Source organism: Runella zeae DSM 19591 (assembly GCF_000423565.1).
GTDB lineage: Bacteria > Bacteroidota > Bacteroidia > Cytophagales > Spirosomataceae > Runella > Runella zeae.
Genome location: NZ_AUIF01000041.1, coordinates 28,316 through 47,459, shown reverse-complemented (window position 1 = coordinate 47,459; position 19,144 = coordinate 28,316). Strand labels below are relative to the sequence as shown.

The window sequence follows — 19,144 nt, the reverse complement described above, 5'->3', positions numbered from 1 at the left end:
CTAGACAGATGATAAGGTCTTAAAATGTCAATATGATAAAAAAAGAACACACCCAAACCACCAATCTACTTGTTTTCAGGCGATTATAAATCGAATAAAATTTAATGAAAAAATGTAGCTACATTTTTTGTCATTCTAACTTCCTCTTTCTGCCCCTATTTTTACGCCGTTAGATTTACTTTCAAGCCGTTTAGTAAAAACCTCTTTCCTTCTCGACCATTAAATAAATATCATTACAAAACAAACATCCAGTAGTGATACCTTGTCTTATCTATTACTATTGCAATACTTTAATAATCAAACACTAACCCTCACTTTGTATGCAATTTTTCTTTTTCAGAGTCTTTGTTTTTGCACTTCTCAACTTCATTGCTTTTTGGGTACATTGGTGGGTTTTTAAAACCAATCACCCCTACTTAGCTTGGGGTACTGCCATAGTGCATCTTATTGTTCTTATCTTTTTTCCATACACTAAATACTTCCGTCCCAAATGAAAAACACTCTTAAACTAATGATTTTGAGCGTTGTGGCTCTTTCTGCTTGTAATCGCGTTCAGCCCAACTACGAAGGTGTACTCATGAAAAACTACGGTCGCGAAGGCCGAGGCGATTTTTCAGTAGTGACAGGTTCGCAAGGGCTACTTGGGCCAGGCACAGAGCTCTACCAAGTACCCATGTTTGAACAAAAAGCTGACCCTACCGAGGTAGTCATTACTGCCAAAGATGCAGGTGTGTTTACGGTAGACCCCTCCCTTACTTATCAAGCCATCAGAGGCAAAGGGGCTGATATTATTTTCAACTACAAACACGTCGGAATCGATGATGCCAATACCATCATGGACAACATTGAATCGGCAGTCTTAAATGCTTTAGTCGTCAATGCCTACCGTGAAGAAGCGCGTAATTTTAGTACTGATAGTCTGATGAACAACCTCAATAATTTCGAGCAATCGGTAGAGATGAGATTAAAAAAAGATTTTGAAAATAAATTCTTCACCCTTACCGCACTTACTAGTGGTCTCAAACCACCCGCTTCTATGGCAGAGGCTATCGAACGACGCAACAATGCCAAGCAACAAGCCGAACAAGTTAGAAACGAACTTGAAGTAGCCCGCATGAACCTAGAAAAAGCCAAGATTGAAGCTGAAGCCAACCGCGTCAAAGCGAGTGGGTTAGAGCCTAGAGTATTACAAGAGCAGTGGATTGAAGCCATTAGAACTACCCAAAATAAGGTCATCATTACAGACGGTCGAACCCCCATTATTTTGGGTCAACAATAATCAATTTATTGTATCTACTCTTTCATCAAACAGGGCTTGGATTGGTTGGATATCCATTTTTTGTTCAATTACTTTTTGAATGTCTGACGAAACATTTGAAAAAAAATCAAGCCCTGTTTTTTGCTCTATTTCATCAATGCTTACCCGATAAGTTGACCACTTTTGGGCACCAACGGCGTTGTTATTGGGCATCCATACACCAATCACCCGCGTCGAGGTTTGTACTCGCTTTAGGTCATTGAAACCCACAGGCAACACACAAATCACTTTCCAAAGCGCGCTTGGCACCGTGATTTTGCTATTTCCAATACTCGTCGCCCCTCCGTTGTCACCTTCTCCACCTACTCCCCAAGTACCTGCTATGATGTAGAGTTCATTGCCCTCTTTCATGAGCGCACGGCAATATTCTTCCAACAATCGCCAGCTTTGACGGTTGTGTTGAGGAGCTTGAGGAACGATATTGGTCAACAAAAACGTGCTTTTATTTTCTTCTACCGTACTATCGCGGTCGTCGCTAGGGCAAAGATGCCCCCGGTCAAAACCACTGTTGGTATAGTCTGCATGACGAGCTACGTACCAGCCCGCCGGCAGGGTATTGTCGGCAATAAACGAACCCGTGTAGCGCTCAACTCCTCCTTTCCAAGCTTCCGACAAATGCCATGCACACCAGTTTGTCAAATTTAGGGTAGCATTATAGCTTACCACATAGGTTTGTTTTTCAAGCAGATAGTTTGTTAAATTGGCGGGATTGGTGGTGGCTTTACTAGGATTGCCAAGAGCAAGATGTGCATCACGGGTAGGTTTTTCATTCACAGGAATCACTTCTGACTCCGAACGGCAAGCTCCTAGCATCAGCCCCGTTACTATTAATAAATAAAGCGTTTTCATGCGTTGTTTTTCAGAAGCTCTTCTTTACAAAAGCACAAGAATGAGCCTTAGTTTACCAACGAAATTACATGAATACTTTTATTTTAGTATAAAAAAAATACCCATTTTTGTATATAAAAATAAGCCACAAAGGCTGTATTTGAGATTTTTAGTATATTTTCCACTACACTTAAAGCACAAAAAAATACCCCTACCTTTCGGCAGGGGTTCTTCAAGAAACGGTATGGAAAACTAAAAAAAATCACTGACTTTCTTCAACTACCAGCTTTTGAGGAGCAGGCTCGTTTGAAGTGTGTTTAAGATTCCGCGAAAGGTAAGAGTATATCGCTGGAATAATATAAAGTGTAAGAACAGTTGAGAATAAAAGCCCTCCTACTACTGCAATCCCCATAGAAACACGGCTTTCGGAACCCGCTCCCAACGCAAGCGCGATAGGTAAAATTCCTAGAATAGTACAAAGGCTAGTCATCACAATAGGCCTAAAACGCGCCGCCGATGCTTCTTTGGCAGCTTCGATTTTACTCAATCCCGCTTCTTTTCTTTGATTGGCAAACTCCACAATCAAAATCCCGTTTTTGGTAACAAGCCCTACCAAAGTGATAATCCCGATTTGACTAAACACGTTGAGGGTTTGACTAAAATCCCACAAAGACAAAAGCGCTCCGCACACTGCCAACGGCACCGTCAATAAGATAATAACAGGGTCAATAAAACTCTCAAATTGTGCCGCCAAAATCAGATATATCAAAACAAGCGCCAAGGCAAATGCAAACAACAAACTCGAAGAACTATCTTTGAACTCACGCGATTGACCATCCAATGCCGTAGTATAAGTATCGTCCAAGACTTCATTGGCGATCTTGTCCATTTCATTGATAGCTTGCCCCAGCGTCACTCCTTTGGCTAAGCTTGCGGTAATCGTAGCCGCTGACGACCGATTGAATCGGAACAACTGCGGTGGGGAGCTTTGTTCCGTTAATTTGACAAAATTATCAAGTTGAATAAGTTCGTTGCGGTTACTTTTTACAAAAAGTGATTTCAAATCAATAACATCGTTCCGGTCTGAGCGGTCGATTTGTCCAATGACTTGGTATTGTTTTCCGTTCATCAAAAAATACCCAAACCGCCGCCCCGACAATCCCAGTTGAAGCGTCTGCGCAATATCCTGAATCGAAACCCCTAAGTTTTGGGCTTTGTCACGGTCAATTTCAAGGCGAATTTCGGGCTTTGTAAACTTAAGGTTAACATCTGTCCCCTGCAACATCGGACTCTCGCTTACCCTTTTCATGAGCTCAGGGATAATTGCCCTCAATTTTTCATAACTAGTTGCTTGTACTACGTATTGAAGGGGGAAATTGGCTCCTCGCTGCCCCGTTTGGATAGTAGGATCTTGAATCACAAAAGAGCGCGCACCCGGTATCTTCTTTACTTTGGCTTGAATAGCCTCCGAGATTTCCATCTGTGACCGCTGCCTCATTTCGGGTTCGGTCAATACCACCCGCACAAAACCAGTATTGGTGGCATTGGTCGAAAATCCTGGAGCGGTGATGGTAATCAAAGCACTTTGCTCTTGAGGACTAATTTCGTCATCTACTACTTTGGCAAACTCTTGCAAAAATTGGTCCGTAAAATCAAATGTTGCTCCTTCTTGCAAGGTGATAGATACTCTCAAGCCTCGTCTGTCTTCCATAGGAGCCAGCTCAGAAGGAATCGCGTCGTATTTGAATAGCGCATAAATGACCCCAATAAAGCCTACCATCAATACCCACGCCAACCAACGTACTTTCATAAAGCTAGCCAAAGAAGCTTCGTAGGCCTCATTGAGCCACACAAAAAATGGTTCGGTCACTCGATACAACCAAGGTTGTTTATGACGGGTCTTGAGAAGTTTTGAACTTAACATAGGAGTCAACGTCAACGACACAAATGCCGAGATGATCACTGAACCCGCTACTACAATCCCAAACTCTCGAAAAAGCCTACCCGTAACACCTTGTAAGAAGATAATGGGCAAAAACACTGCCGCCAAAGTAACGGTTGTAGAAATAATGGCAAAGTAAATTTCTTTTGACCCCGCCACTGACGCCTCCCAGGGCGACATCCCTTCTTCTATCTTGGTGTAAATGTTTTCTAATACCACAATCGCATCATCCACTACTAGCCCAATCGAAAGCACTATTCCAAGTAGCGTCAGTACATTGATTGAGAATCCCATAATGTACATTAAAAAGAAAGTACCTACGAGAGAGACAGGAATGGCGGTCAAGGGAATGAGCGTACTGCGCCAATCACGCAAAAAGATAAAAATAATAAGCGCAACCAGTACAAATGCCACAATGATGGTTTCTTCTACCTCTTCTATCGAGCGCCGAACTGAGCGCGTATAATCAAAGCCAATCGCAGGGACAATATCGGGAGGCAAGTCTTTTTTGATTTGATCAAAACGCTTGTATACCTCATCCACAATCGCGATTTGGTTTGCCCCCGGTTGAGGTACGATGGCCACCCCTACCATCGGAATACCATCGCGACGCATAAGAGTACGCTCGTTTTCGGGGGCTAGTTCGGCGCGGCCTACATCAGCAAATTTCACGACCCTATCAGCATCCTCTTTCACTATCATATTGTTAAACTCCTCAGCCGTAGTAAGCCGCCCCAACGTACGCACTGTCAGCTCAGTAGTGGCACCTTCAATCGTACCCGAGGGAAGTTCGATATTTTGGCGAGTGAGGGCATTGAGTACGTCAATCGCCGTAAGCCGATAAGAAGCCAATTTTAGGGGGTCTATCCACAGACGCATAGCGTAGCGCTTTTCGCCCCACACCTGAATGGAGCTTACGCCCGGAATCGTCTGCAAACGTTCTTTGAGTTGACGCTCCACCACGTCATTGAGGTCGAGCATCGAACGCTTCTCACTTTTTACATTCAAGAAAAATATGGGATTTGAATCAGCATCAGCTTTGGAAACAATGGGTGGATCTATATCGCGCGGAAGTAGTCCCAAAGAGCGAGATACGCGGTCGCGGACGTCGTTGGCGGCTGTCTCCAAATCAATTCCTAAATCAAACTCTACCGTGATGTTGCTTCGTCCGTCGCGGCTTGAAGAGGTCAGAGTTTTAATCCCCGAAATCCCGTTGATAGACTCTTCGAGCGGCTCCGTAATCTGTGATTCTATGATTTCGGCATTGGCACCGGTGTAGCTCGTACTGACATTGATAACGGGTGGTTCGACGCTAGGATACTCCCTCACCCCCAAATATGAAAACCCAATCAAACCAAAAATGATGATAATTAACGACATCACTACCGCTAATACTGGCCGCTGAATACTGGTTGTTGATAACGAAGCCATTCTTTTTGTTTAATTTGATTTTGGATTTAAAGAACGTACAAATTTGAATTCAAAAACTTACTTTAATTGGTACGCACTACATTCTTAATATCTACCTCTCCACCGGGCTTCACTTGCAAGATACCCGAAGTTATCAAAGTATCTCCTACCGAAAGCCCTTTAAAAATTTCTATGGTTTTGTCTCCTCGTGTTCCGATTTCGACGGGTATTGATTGAGCTTTGTTATTCTTAACCACAAACACGCTATGGCCTTTTAGATTGGGAATCACCGCCTCAGTAGGCACTACGATGGCATTGGGTTTAGAATTAAGAATAATTTCAATTCGAGCAAATGAACCCGCAAAGAGTCGACGGTTGTTGTTGGGGCTAGTTGCTCTTAAAGTAAGCGTACGCGTATTAGGATCTATTTTGGGCTCAATGGCATATACACGACCACCAAATTTCTCACTTCCTCCTTCTGTCGTAAAGGTAATCGGCGTACCTTTATTTACATTAAGTGCATATTTTGCAGGTACCGAAAAATCTATCTTAGCCGGATTAATATTGGTCAAAGTGGCGATTTTTGTAGTGCTATTTGGTGCTAAGTAACTCCCTTCACTCACATAACGTAGCCCAATAGTACCATCAAAAGGTGCTTTTATCAGCGTTTTTTCAATTTGTGCTCTGAGATTATCAATATCAGCGTTTAGGCTATTCAAGTTTGTCAAACTGATATCATAGTCTCTTTGGCTGATAGCTTCCTTTTCTAAGAGTCTTTTTTGGCGTTCTTCGTTGACCTCCGCGAGTTTCTTTTGATATTGCAACTTCTGTAATTGGGCCTGCAAATCAGCATCATTGATACGCACCAAAACCGTCCCTTTTTTCACATAATCACCTTCTTTAAAGTTGATAGCCGTCACACGACCTGCTATTTCGCTTCTAATCTCCACTTCCTCATTAGCGATGATGGTACCCGTTGATACAATTTTTTCTTCCAATCGTTGATTACCAACTACCATTATATTAATAGGAGCAGAACCTCCCTTAGAAGCAGCTGAGGCCGCCTGAGTGCCCGTATTTCCCGCACTTTTTTCTTTCGATTCAGTATATTGTTTTAGTTTTGGGTAAAAAGCTAATCCAGTAATAATTAGGATAACAAGAACTGTCAAAATCGACTTTATAGGCTTGCTCATTATGTTAGGTCATTGCATTTTTCTTGTAAAAAAGTACTTATCTTCAAGCGCAGCGAGAGTATGCTTTTTGCACCCGCCGACAGTGATGTTCTGATAGAGAAAGAGTACTTTTATTTACATAGCTATTTACTTAAAATATGTTTAACAAGAATTTACTAACGACGAATTTTTGGTTTTTGTCGTCGTAGCAAACAAAAAAAGCGACACCTCGCCCTCTATTTTAATAGTATATGTACTGAAAAAGCTACCCTTTTGAGGTAGCTTTTTCAACATTAAATTTGACCAACAATTATCCTAGTATCCTGTACTTTGAGCTAGGCTCTTGTTTTGATCTAGTTCTCTTTGTGGAATCGGCAATATTGTTTTTGGAGCACCAAATGCCGCCGCTGCCAAAATAGATGCACTGCCTGTAGTACGTAGAGGTTTTTGTCTTCTCAACAAATCCATACGGCGATGCCCTTCAAAAGCCAATTCTTTTCTTCTTTCTAGCAAGATAGCATCAATGAATGCTTGCTTGGTAGCAAAAGTACTGATTGTCCAAGCAGGAAGTCCCGCCCGTACTCTGATAGGATTGACCAAATTGATGGATTCGATATTTACACCATTCAATTCTGCCAAAGCTTCCGCTCTTGTAAGATACATTTCAGAAGTACGCATCATGGGAGCCAAGTCAGTATTGGTAGCAGCGTCTTTGTATTTAAGAGTCATACGTCTTCTTTGGTTGTCAGCGGCAGTCGCTAAATCACTTAGTTCTGTGATTCTTTTATCGCCCGCTTCCAACGCAAAAACTCTTTCTAAATCTGCGGAAAATGCGCAGTCACCGCGACCACCTTGTGAAGCAGGTCTGTGATAAGATGCCCATCCACCCGAACCTGTACGGCCATTGTCGGTAGCACTATTGACAATTGCAAATACGTGCTCAGTAGTAGGAGTAGCTCCGTAAAAACCAAAGTTGCTAGCAACGCTGTAAAGTGAAGTAGCGTTTATCACTTCATTGGCGCTATCGGCGGCTTTCTGAAACTCCCCTCTCAACAAATAGAGACGAGCTAAGTAACCAGCAGCAGCGCCCTTCGTAGCACGTCCACGAGATTGAGCAGTAGTAGCTACTGGCAAATTAGGAAGCGCTTCGGTTAAGTCTTTGATGATTTGCTGATGCACCTCCGCTACAGTAGCCCGAGCTGGAAATTCGACCGTACCTGTAAAGCTTTTCAATACCAAAGGTACACCAGGGGTATTGCCATTGCTTACTTGAAAGGGCTGTCCAAACATATTTACCAAGCTCAGATACAAGATAGCTCTCATAAACTTAGCTTCGGCTACAAATTGAGCTTTTTCGGCTTCTGTAAAAGACGGATCACTTACCCCTGGTACATTATCAATCACGGCATTGGCACCATTGATAGTTCTATAGTGAACTTGCCAGTGAGCTTGGATTGTAGTATTAGGTGAAGTAGTTACGTAATTGTTAATATCTTGCAAGGTTGGAAACGACCCTACAAATTCAGTATTATCTGCTTGAAAGTCCTGGATGATTTGTGGACCAGCCCCAAACACATCAAGCAACTGAGATTGTGAATACACCCCCAACAAAGAGGCTTGTGAGTTAGACTTATTTGAAAACGCTTGACTAGTGGCAATTGATTGCTCAGGCAACACTTCAAGTCGCTCAGAACAGCCAGACAAAACGGAAAGAACAAACCCTACCGTCAGTATTTTTTTATTTATCTTTATCATTGTGTGTGTTGCATTTAAAAGATTAGAAACCAATATTTAAGCCGACTGTGAAAGTTTTTGCCTGAGGTAAAGCAAAAAATGACTCGCCCACAATCAAGTTGCTAGGGCCATTGGCTGATACTTCTGGATCTGGTCCTCTAAAGTTTTTGTCCTTGATAAGGAATAAGTTTTGTGCCAAAGCATAAATCCTAGCACTTCTCAAGATTTTCTGCTCACCAAACCATTTTGTTGGCAGGTTATATCCCAAATTGATGTTTCTCAAGCGGGCAAAAGAACCATTCTGAAGTTGGAGAGTGGAAAGTTGATTGAATAAAGGAGCTGTTGAACTAGATAGTTTAGGAATAAACGCTTGATCTCCCTCTTTTTTCCAATAATTCAACAAATCAACTGATTTATTAAAGCCAGCTGAAGCCACATTATCTGTAAATCTTAGTCCATCAATCAACACTTTGTTGCCATAAGAGAAGCTAAACAATACCGCTAAGTCAAATCCTTTATAGCTCAAATTAGCATTCAGACCACCCGTCCATTTGGGTAAAGCAGAACCAACAAATACACGGTCGTTGGCCGAATAAGTAGTAGTAGGCTGTCCAGCTTTGGTAAGCCATTCAAAATCTCCCGTTTGAGGATTTACGCCATTGGCTCTTACCAAGAAAAATTCGTTGATAGTACGACCTACCACGGCTCTTTGAGCCGAAGACCCATTTACAAAACGGTTTCCGTCGGCGTCGACACTTGCTTCTGGCAATTCTAGCACTTCATTTTTCAAATACCCTGCATTAAAGCCTATGCTCAAGTTAAGGTCTTGTTTTTGAATCACTTTCGCGCTAAAATCAATATCCACTCCTCTGTTCTGCATTTTACCTACGTTGTTGGCGGCACTAGCAAAACCTGTCGTAAATGGAAAAGGCACGTTCAACAACATACTAGATGTAATCTTGTTGTAGTAATTCAACGACAATGAGAAAATGTTTTTGTAAAATGTAGTATTGATTCCAAGATCCAACTGAGCCGTTTCTTCCCAAGTCAAATTAGGATTAGGTACTTGAGTAGGTCTCAAACCAGGCTGAGCAAGGTAGTCGGCATCTGTACCACCCTGGTAAAGGCCCAATGAAGGGAAGTTCCCGATGCGGTCGTTACCAGCAGTACCATAGCTAGCCGTTAGTTTCAAGAAGTTGATAAAGTCACTACTTTTCAAGAAAGTTTCTTCGCTGATTACCCAGCCACCACTCACAGCATAGAAGATACCATATCTTTTGTTGGCTCCAAATCTCGATGAACCGTCTCTTCTCATTGAAGCACCTAGCAAATATTTGCCATCATAAGCATAGTTGGCACGAGCAAATTGTGACTCCAATGCCCAACGAGAACGCTCTTCCAAAGTAGTAGTTGGAGTAGCAGCAGATACAACGTTGGGTAAGGCATCACTTGCATAACCACTACCTCCAACGGCGATACGGTCATAGTCCGAAACTTCGTAACTATATCCTAACAATACATCAAAAGAGTGCTTATCTTTATCTAAGAAATACTTGAGGGTATTGGTGGTCAACCATTTGCTATCCTTTCTAATATCTCTTGAACCACTTCCTCCTGGAGTAAACAAGTTTACTTCCCGATATTTAGAATCTCCTACGTTGATATCCATTCCAAAATCTGTTCTAAATGTCAGATTCTTCAAGATATCAAGCTCGGCATACACGTTTCCAGTAGTTCTTCTCGTAATGTACTTGTTGATGTTGAGTTCTTCAAGTGCTAACACGTTTTGAATAAAACCGGTATTTACATAATTTCCTTGCGCATCTCTTGGCAATACGTTAGGAATTTGCAAATAAGCAGAGGTAAGCGGAGCATAAGTGTTGTTTTCAGCACCAATACGATCCATGTCTACTGTTGCCATAGACATATTGGTCCCAAATCTAAAGCGGTCGCTGATTTTGTGCTCTAAGTTAAATCTGCCTGATAGCCTATCCAACTCATTACCAATTGTGAAGCCTTGCTCTGTTCCGTAAGTTCCGGCAAAATAAAAAGATGTGTTTTTTGAGCCGCCTCTTGCAGATAAGTTGATTTGGTTGGTTTTACCATTACGTACTACCGCATTTACCCAATCAAAATAATCGTTACTTAGTTGAAGAGGAGCCAATCCACGAGCTGCTCTGTATTCACCTACAAAGCCGTTGAATTGCTGCGTGTTCATCATTGGGAACAAATTAGTAGGCTTCGAAAACCCTGTAAACATATCCACGTTGATTTGGGTTTTCTTATCTACCAATCCTTTTTTGGTATTAATCAAGATTACACCATTTGCCCCACGAGAACCATAGATAGAAACAGCCGCCGCATCTTTCAATACTGACATTGACTCAATGTCGTTGGGGTTGATGTTCATTAAGGGGTTCAAGGCAGTACCCCCACCTTGAGCACCAGTTAGTTCGCCGTCGTTAAGAGGTACTCCATCAATTACAAAAAGTGGCTGCCCACCCGCCGTAATCGACGCTGCCCCACGAATACGAATAGAAGGGTTTGACCCTAACAGCCCCGAAGAAGTCACCATCTGCACACCGGCAGCTTGTCCTTGCAACAACTGCTGAGGCGACAATACTGGCCAGTCTTTGATTGATTTTGAAGATAGGGTTGATATAGTCTGAGTGCTCAACTTTTTTGATTGCTGACCATAGCCTACTACTACCACTTCACTCAATACATCGGCCTCATCTGCCAAAGTTAGATTGATAATCGATTGATTACCTACTACGACCTCGGTTGTCTTCATCCCCACAAAACTAAAAACTAATGTTTGTTGTGGAGTAGCTGTAATAGCATAGCTACCATTCAAATCAGTTTGAGTTCCAGTGTTTGTGCCTTTCACAATTACACTTACTCCGGGGAGTACACTTCCGTCTGTCGTACTGGTCACAACCCCTGTTACCCTGCGCTCTTGTGCCCGAAGCTGAACACAAATGACCAATAACAAGCCTAGGCTTGTTAGTAAAAAATTCCGCATAAGATTTAGTTTGGTTTTTAGTTGAACAAAATGGTGTTTGTTACACTCCTTTTTTCAAAGTTGCGGCAAAGATAAAAACAACTTTCATAAAAAGGTACATTTGAGTAAATAGAAACCGTTGTTTTCCCCAATAATATACTGCGAAACAGAAAATCATGAGGAATAAGGCAGTATTTTTACGCAAAAAGAATACTAAAAATAAGTAAACCAGCCTGATAAAACACTACAATTTCCACTTACCTTACTTTTGGGTATTTTGAATTACACAATCTTAAAAAGCATAAGCTATGCTCCCTATTTTTTCAAAAATCTCTTTTTTGGGCTCTAATTTCTAAGTATATTTATTCATAGTTTGTTTATGTTAAAATCTATTTACAAAACTATATCCAGACAAAAAGGTTAACCGAAAGACTAAATTATTTACTTTCGGGTTCGTTATAAAAAGGCTTTCTTTCTAAACATCCAGCCTTTCTTCCACATAAATACGGTACATTATAGCTTACCCCTATGCTCGAAACTTTTCTAGAAAAATCGGCAAAATACATTTTCAATCAATTCCAAGATACCCAAGCTTTAGCCAATGTGACGGTAGTTGTCCCCACTCGAAGAGCCGCTTATTTCTTTAAAAGGGCTTTGGGGCAGTGTGCTGATAAGCCTTTTTTGTCGCCTCAAGTCACTTCTATCGACGATTTTGTTACGTCCAAATGTGGCCTCGAAATCGCCGACAACGTAAGTCTACTATTTGATTTGTATGATATTTTTAAGCAAGTCGATCGAAACATTACCTTTGAGCGCTACCTCCAATGGGGAAGTATGCTATTACGCGATTTTGATGCCATAGACCAATATCTGGTCGATACCGACTACCTGTTCAATTATATTACCGAAGCCAAAGCGCTGGAACGTTGGCAAATAGATTGGCCCAAAAGCAATGTCCCGGTTGATTCGGAACGTATCAAAGCTTATTTTGAGCTTTTCTCTAATCTAAAAGAAGTTTATCAACAATTCAGTCAAAGTCTGCAAGCTAAAAAACAAGTATATCGAGGCCTAGCCTATCGTCAATTGGCCGAAAATACTTTTGATTTGTTACTTAATGACGAACAACCCCGCCCCCACCCTACTCTTCCTGACCATTATTTTGTAGGGCTGGCAACGCTTAGCAACGCCCAAGAAAAAATCATAAAAACACTCATCACGGCCAAACGAGCGGAGATTTTGTGGGATACGGACTTCTACTACATGCGTGATAACCCTTACATTGAGGGAGGAAAAGCACTCCGTAGATACCGCGATGCAGCATGGACAGGCGCTTGGAAATGGACAGAAAATTATCTACAAGATTCAACCAAAGATATAAGGGTATATGCCGTGCCTAATGCTTCTATGCAGGCCAAAGTCGCCGGCGAGCTCTATAAAGAATGGTGCCACGACGAACAAGGCGGAACCGAAAATCGCCCAGTCGCAATCGTACTAGCCGATGAAAATATACTTGTGCCGATGCTCAATGGGCTAGATGAACAAGTTTCAGATTTGAATGTGACGATGGGGCTTACCCTTCGCAATTCGTTACTTTTTACCCTGGTTGATTCTTTGTTTGAATTACAATTTACGATTGCTGAATTCAAATCTAAAGACGGACGGAATATTAAAATCCCTAAATACAACCACCGAACCATTCAAAAGGTACTGAATCACCCTTTTATCCGTAGATATGAACACCTGACGCTTCAAAACCGCGACACTTCTCAGCCTACTATCATTCAAAAAACAATCCGCGAGATTCAAAAACAAAACTTCGTATTTCTAGACCCTTCTCAATTGCTTGAGTGGAGCGGAAATCATATACTTTTTAAAGTTTTGTTTACCCGCTGGGACGACAACCCTCATACAGTCATCAGAGCTTTTTACAACCTTATTGATTTGCTTAGAGAAGTATATAAAGACACCCAAAATGCCATCGAAACCGAGTATTTGTATTTGTTTTATACGCTCATCAAACAACTCGAAACCACCCTTACGCATAGCCGTGCCGAAAAACTGACCTTGCGTACTTTTAAAGCTTTTTTGTATGAGCTTATTCGTCAAACGCGCATCCCTTTTAGTGGCGAACCAGTAAGCCCTTTACAAATCATGGGTATGCTCGAAACCCAAGCATTAGATTTTGAGAAGTTGATTATTTTGTCAATGAATGAGGGCGTTTTTCCCGCTTCAAAACGACAAAACTCTCTCATTCCTTGGGACATAGCCAAAGAAGCCGGCCTGCCTATCTATAGCGACCAAGATGCTATCATGTCGTATCATTTTTATCGACTACTCCAGCGTGCCAAAGAAGTGCATTTGGTGTATGTTACGGATACCAACACTTATAATGGAGGGGAAAAAAGTCGGTTTATTATGCAACTTGAATATGAGCTGATTCCCGCCACAAAAGGCAAAATTCAGCTTCGAGAACACACCGTTTTGTTCCAAGAAGAAGCTCAACTCGCCCCTTCTGCTACCGAATTACTCCCGCCTGCTTCGCTTTCGGCCAATGACTGGACTGTCCCCAAAACTCCTGAGACGTTGGCATTTTTGATAGAAATCCTTCAACGTGACGGTCTCTATGCTACTCACCTCAACCAGTATTTGAAGTGTTCGCTTCAATATTATTTCAGTCGAGTCGCTGGCGTATCTGAAGACGAAGACATCGAAGAACGCATGGGAGCCGCAGATTTTGGTTCGTGGATACACAAAGTCCTCGAAAGAATCGACATCGAGTATATCATAGCAGATCAGCCTTTTGAAGATGAAAATGTAACTCAGATTTTAAAAGAGGAGTTTACCAAAGAGTTTGGTGGCTTTGATGCAGAATCAGGCATCAATCGACTGCTTTATCAGGTTGCTGAGCAAACGGTCATCGATTTTTTACGTGAACAACGTACCCAAAATCAAGATTTGAAAGTACTCTCTACCGAACAAAAGCTTACGGCGTCGCTTCCAATTGTATATCGTGAGGGAGTCATTGATTTAAAAATTTCTGGAAAAATCGACCGCATTGAGCTATTAAATCGTACGATTCGAGTAGCCGATTATAAAACGGGTAAAATAGACCAGCTTCCCAAAGTAACTCCTGAAAAGCTACATGACATCATGAATCTGGGAACCAACTCCAACTATGAGAAAATCAGGCAATTGTGGATTTATCAGTATCTTATTTATAAGCAAATGCTCCACCAGCGAGGTCTCACATTTCGCAATCAAGATTTCACTTTAGAAGATTACGAGGTGACTTCTGGGTTTTATTCTTTGCGTAATATCAAAAGAGGATTTATCGAAAACCCTCTTGAGTTTGAGACCAATGACCCCGAAAGTTATGTAGCCTATTCTGAACAATATTTGACTGCTTTTATTACCGAAAAGCTTTTGAATGTAGAAGAACCTTTTCAGAAAACCCAACATCTTGTGGCATGTCAGTATTGTGATTATCGTCAAATATGCGGACGTTAAGTGTTTTCAAGCTTTCAGGCAGCCTCTCGAAGTGCTTCCAGCACTTTGACACGTCGCCTCGACACAGGTACCTTAAATCCATCAGTAAGTTTGAAGATTCGATTTTTGCAAGGAACTACGTACAATAGATTGATCATGCAACCTCGGCTAACCCTCAAAAATGGCGTAGGTAATACGTTTTCAAAAAGCTTTAGGGTTTTTGAAATCAAAATGCGTTTACCATTTTTGAGAACAACCCACGTATAGTTGCGTTCTCCTTCTAGTCTTACGATTTCTTGTAAAGGTACAAAGACTTTATAGGAATTCATGGGCAACCTTATTCCAACAACTCCATTGGAGGTTTCAATTAATATGAGCGTTTTCATAATGAATGGACGGGGTTAAAGTGTCATTGCAAAATTGCGCCCCCCCCTTCTGCCAATCAATGGGAAAATTCCCACTATGCTGTCGGTGTTTTCCCCGTATTTTTCCCAAATGCTATCTCAAATTACTAAATTTGCTCCATGTTTGCCATTGTAGATATTGAAACCACCGGCGGAGCTTATGCCACCAGCCGTATTACAGAGATAGCGGTTGTTCGCCATGATGGCCATGCCGTGATTGATTCTTTTCAAACATTAATCAACCCTCAGTGCTGGATTCCAGGCTTCATTACCCAGCTAACAGGTATCAACAACCAGATGGTGAAAGATGCTCCTACTTTTGAAGAAATTGCGCCAGAGATAAGTCGAATCACTCGCCATGCTACCTTCGTGGCGCACAATGTCACGTTTGATTATGGTTTTATAAAAAGAGAATACCAGCGTATCGACGAATATTACGACCGAGATACTCTCTGTACTGTGCGTCTTAGCAAAAAGATTTTTCCTGGTTATAAATCATACAGCTTGGGCAATATCTGTCGTGATTTAGCGATTCCTCATACCCATCAACATCGCGCCATGGGTGATGCTTCAGCCACTGTTAAGCTTTTTGAGCTTTTGCTCCAAAATGACCACAAGGGCATTTTAAAAGATTATTGGAAGTAGTTTACTATAAATTCGTATAATAAATTTAATATATTACCATACCTACAATCCACTATCTTGCAAGCGAGTTCAAATATAAAAGATAAGTAAATTTAATGAACTTAGCGCTTATTACTACATAAACCAACGTTATATATGCTCTCCAAATACTTTCAAATCAATTACCTTATTATATTAATTGCTATTTTGCTTGTAGAAGTTGTTTTTAGTTTTTCTCTCAAAGAATATATCCTCAATGACAAATTCCTCTATAACTCCTTTGCGGAACAAATGACAATGGAGGAGGTTGAAAATGCCGTTACAAGTGTTAAAGAGAGTTTTTGGTTATTATTATTAAGCGCAGTACTGAAAGTCATTGTAGAGATTTTTTTGATTGCCCTTGCTATCAATCTTGGCACTTTGCTGTTTGAATACCAAATCACCTTTAAACAGATTTTTGGAGCAGTTACCAAAGCTTATATCATCTTTGCAATCACTCGTGTAGTATTAATGGCTATTTATGCTTATGAGGGAGTATCCAGTCTTGAAGACCTCAACTACATTCCTAAGCTATCTCTATTTGAGCTGTTTGATGCTCAATCTCTTCCTAATTGGGCAGTATTTCCATTACAAATTGCAAACTTACCCCAACTGTTTTTTATATTACTAACCTCCCTAGGATTGAATCAAATCCGCCAATATGGGTTTGCCAAATGGCTCCTTGTGGTTTTAGGTACTTACGGAACAGGGCTAGTGATTTGGACTATATTAGTGACGTTTTTAGTAATTCTTTAGTTTTATTATTGACCTAATAATTTTACCTTTGTTTTCATTACATAATCTTTTAGGTGTCTGCCGAAAAACCTGCAACGAGTAGGCTATTATTTTTCCAATTCAAGTTATGAAACTTCTCTCATTCGAACGAATGGCCAAGATTGAAGGGGGTACTTGTTTCTATGCTAATCAGGTACTTACCTTAGCAGTGACACTTGGCAATCCTGTTTTGTTGAAGTTTGCTCAGAATCTTATCGCAAGATATTGCGGTGGAAGCGACGGAGACAGTTACGGTTAGAATTATTCCCACATCCCCTAATCCAGTTTATTCTAAAAAATAAACTGGATTTTTCATTTTTTATGAATTATCAATCTTTTCATCTGACTCAGCGCGAAGAGTCTGACTGTGGTGCGGTTTGCTTGTTGTCGGTTTTACGCTCCTTTGGTGGCAATGCTACTCTTACTAAAATTCGAAACTTGAGTGGCACTTCCTCTACCGGAACTACCTTATTAGGTCTTTTTCAAGCTTCAAAAAAACTAGGACTTGAAGCCCAAGGATTTGAAACCGACATTGCTCATCTTAAGCAAATTTCCTCTCCTGCGATATTACACATTTTAAAAAGCGGACATCTCCTCCATTTTGTAATATGTTATGGATATGATACCGCTCAAGACGCATTCATCGTTAGTGACCCTGCTGAATCACGGATAAGCTACATCCCTGCTCATGACTTAGATACTCTATGGCAATCCAAGACTCTTTTACTGTTAAGCGCTTCAGAGAGTGTTTTGAATGAAAAAACTCCAAACAATTATTGGACAAAACTTCGATGGCTTTATGGATTTGCCGCACAAGACCTCAATCCCCTTTTGATGGCTTTCGTATTGGGAGTTGTCATTTCGGGGTTAGGGTTATCGGTGGCTATCTTTTCTCAGAAACTCGTTGATTACATCTTACCTTCAAAAGATTTATTTAAACTAAGCGTTGGAGCAGGTTTACTGCTGTTTTTACTCCTAATACGCTCTTTGTTTACTTATTTGAGGCAGCTTCTTTTACTACGACAAACTAAGTACTTCAACGTCCGCATCATCGAGTATTTTTATTCTACTCTTATAGGGCTTCCTAAGTCTTTTTTTGATACCCGAAAAACAGGCGACTTGATTGCTCGTCTCAACGATACAAGTCGCATTCAGCAGACGATTTCTAACCTCTTCGCTAACTTAGCGCTCGAATTTGTAGTGATTTTGGTCAATGTCATTGTCTTGTTCAATTACCACACTTCCGTAGGGATATTGTCAATTGCTTGGCTACCGTTGTTTGGGTGGATAGTATATTTATTCAATCACGAACTCATTGATAACCAACGAAAAACAATGGTAACATATGCTTCAAATGAGAGTCATTATATAGATACTATTCAAGGGATTGGCACTATTAAAGTAGCCAATCGAGAAACTCACTTTGCAAGCCTTACCAAAAGTGTCTACCTATTGTTTCAGGAAGCTAGATTTCAACTTGGACTTGTATCTAATCGATTCAATATCAGCTCTCAATTAGCAAGTACTTTGTTTATTGTCGGAATCATTTGGTATAGCTCGTGGCTGGTAGTACACGGTAGCCTGTCTGTGGGGTCGGTAATGGCTATCACCCAAATGATCAGCATGGTAATGGCCTCAGCTGCTAGTGTGGCTTTAATCAATATTCAATTACAAGAAGCGCAAGTAGCCCTAGAGCGAATGCAGGAATTTACCACTTTGCCTAGTGAAGCAGCACTGTTTGGGGGTGATTTGGAGATTAGTACCTTCGAGCAATTGCGGATAGAAAAACTTAATTTTAGATTTACTGGCCGCCCTCTTCTACTTGATTCTTTTGATATGACCCTCAAAAAGGGTGAAATAATAGGAATTTTGGGAGAAAGTGGTGGTGGTAAAAGTACTTTATTACAGATTTTACAAGGGTTTTATAACCCTGAGAGCGGACTTATTAAAGTTAATGATATCAACTTCGAGTCGCTTTCGTTGCCTCACTGGCGAGGTTTGGTAGGAGTGGTACCTCAGCAGGTTAAACTTTTTAATGGTTCACTTTTTGAGAATATTTTGCTCAACACCCCTACCGAAGAAAATACCGAGAAGCTCATTGAGTTTTTTGAAATCCATGGTTTGACTGAGTATTTTGAAAAATTCCCATACGGCTTCAATACTATATTGGGAGAAACCGGTGTTAATATCTCAGGGGGACAAGCCCAATTGGTAGCTTTGGCAAGGGCACTCTACCCTCGTCCACAGTTACTGCTGCTCGACGAAGCCACCGCATCTATGGATAACCAAATGGAACAAGCTGTACTGGATTTGTTGATGCGTTTGAAACCCGACATGGGCATTATTTTCGTGACACACCGGGTCGAGTCTACTCGTGTCGCCGACCGCCTCTATCGTATTAGGTCATAG

The 19,144-nt window shown here is 41.2% G+C and carries 12 protein-coding genes; 6 read left to right on the top strand and 6 right to left on the bottom strand.

Going from position 1 to position 19,144, the window contains the following annotated elements; translation table 11 throughout:
- The first annotated feature begins 490 nt into the window (after window positions 1–490).
- Window positions 491–1,279, top strand: a complete 789-nt coding sequence (locus tag G563_RS0112310; RefSeq protein WP_028665577.1) for an SPFH domain-containing protein — start codon at window positions 491–493, stop codon at window positions 1,277–1,279.
- Here the strand turns inward: G563_RS0112310 and G563_RS34565 are convergent, their stop codons facing one another.
- From G563_RS34565 to G563_RS0112280, 5 genes are all read right to left on the bottom strand, one after another.
- Window positions 1,280–2,167 (bottom strand): DNA/RNA non-specific endonuclease, encoded by an 888-nt coding sequence (locus G563_RS34565; protein ID WP_037326689.1) that lies wholly within the window; start codon window positions 2,165–2,167, stop codon window positions 1,280–1,282.
- 241 nt (window positions 2,168–2,408) lie between these two features.
- Window positions 2,409–5,519, bottom strand: coding sequence for an efflux RND transporter permease subunit (locus tag G563_RS0112300; protein WP_028665576.1), 3,111 nt, complete (start codon window positions 5,517–5,519; stop codon window positions 2,409–2,411).
- 62 nt (window positions 5,520–5,581) lie between these two features.
- Window positions 5,582–6,691: an efflux RND transporter periplasmic adaptor subunit gene (locus G563_RS0112295; protein ID WP_028665575.1), complete on the bottom strand. Its 1,110-nt coding sequence runs from the start codon at window positions 6,689–6,691 to the stop codon at window positions 5,582–5,584.
- Window positions 6,692–6,985: 294 nt separating this feature from the next.
- Window positions 6,986–8,425 carry a RagB/SusD family nutrient uptake outer membrane protein gene (locus tag G563_RS0112285; protein ID WP_051210938.1) on the bottom strand — a complete coding sequence of 480 codons (1,440 nt, stop codon included), beginning with the start codon at window positions 8,423–8,425 and terminating at the stop codon, window positions 6,986–6,988.
- Between the two features lie 22 nt (window positions 8,426–8,447).
- Window positions 8,448–11,429 (bottom strand): SusC/RagA family TonB-linked outer membrane protein, encoded by a 2,982-nt coding sequence (locus G563_RS0112280; RefSeq protein WP_028665573.1) that lies wholly within the window; start codon window positions 11,427–11,429, stop codon window positions 8,448–8,450.
- A 507-nt stretch (window positions 11,430–11,936) separates the two neighbouring features.
- Between G563_RS0112280 and G563_RS0112270 the strand changes: the two genes are divergently transcribed.
- The gene (locus G563_RS0112270) at window positions 11,937–14,915 is read left to right on the top strand and encodes a PD-(D/E)XK nuclease family protein (protein WP_037326686.1); all 2,979 of its coding nucleotides are present in this window, start codon (window positions 11,937–11,939) and stop codon (window positions 14,913–14,915) included.
- A 14-nt stretch (window positions 14,916–14,929) separates the two neighbouring features.
- Here G563_RS0112270 and G563_RS34560 read toward each other — a convergent pair whose 3' ends face one another.
- A complete protein-coding gene (locus tag G563_RS34560) occupies window positions 14,930–15,280 on the bottom strand; it encodes a LytR/AlgR family response regulator transcription factor (protein WP_051210937.1) in 351 nt (116 codons plus the stop codon).
- Between the two features lie 138 nt (window positions 15,281–15,418).
- Between G563_RS34560 and G563_RS0112260 the strand changes: the two genes are divergently transcribed.
- The 4 genes from G563_RS0112260 (at window position 15,419) to G563_RS34555 (ending at window position 19,144) form a co-directional block, all read left to right on the top strand.
- Complete coding sequence (locus G563_RS0112260) at window positions 15,419–15,943, top strand: 3'-5' exonuclease (RefSeq protein ID WP_028665571.1); 525 nt, start codon at window positions 15,419–15,421, stop codon at window positions 15,941–15,943.
- 135 nt (window positions 15,944–16,078) lie between these two features.
- Window positions 16,079–16,717: a hypothetical protein gene (locus G563_RS0112255; protein WP_028665570.1), complete on the top strand. Its 639-nt coding sequence runs from the start codon at window positions 16,079–16,081 to the stop codon at window positions 16,715–16,717.
- Between the two features lie 106 nt (window positions 16,718–16,823).
- A complete protein-coding gene (locus tag G563_RS38030) occupies window positions 16,824–16,994 on the top strand; it encodes a hypothetical protein (RefSeq protein ID WP_157585283.1) in 171 nt (56 codons plus the stop codon).
- A 62-nt stretch (window positions 16,995–17,056) separates the two neighbouring features.
- Window positions 17,057–19,144: a peptidase domain-containing ABC transporter gene (locus G563_RS34555; protein ID WP_037326721.1), complete on the top strand. Its 2,088-nt coding sequence runs from the start codon at window positions 17,057–17,059 to the stop codon at window positions 19,142–19,144.